Consider the following 416-nt stretch of genomic DNA (forward strand, 5'->3'; position numbering starts at 1 on the left):
CCGCAGCCGAACCCGTCGGCGTTCTCGGTCACCTCGGGCTGCCCGGTCAGCAGCCCCCGAAGGTCCGCATCGACATAGGTGGGCCGATGCCTGGGCTCGGCCGCCAGCAACTGCCTCGCGTCCGTGACCCCGGTGAGCACGAGGAGCGAGTCCACTCCGCCGTTGAACGCACCCTCGATGTCCGTGTCCAGCCGGTCCCCGACCACCAGCGGCCGCTTCGCCCCGGTCCGCAGCACGGTCTCCCGATGCATCGGAGGCAACGGCTTCCCGGCGACCTGCGGCTCGGCACCGGTGGCGATCCGTACGACCTCGACCGCCGCGCCGTTGCCCGGCGCGATCCCCCGCGCACTCGGAATCGTCAGATCGGTGTTGGACGCGAACCACGGCACCCCCCGGGCAATCGCGTACGCAGCCTC

1 protein-coding gene is annotated in these 416 nt (G+C 71.9%); it reads right to left on the bottom strand.

The annotated features are described in order from the left end of the window. A partial coding sequence (locus AC1DUE_RS20480; RefSeq protein ID WP_477041239.1) for an HAD hydrolase-like protein occupies positions 1-389 on the bottom strand: 389 nt, incomplete at its 3' end. Between the last annotated feature and the right edge of the window lie 27 nt (positions 390-416).

Source organism: Cellulomonas sp. P4_A2, assembly GCF_056402515.1.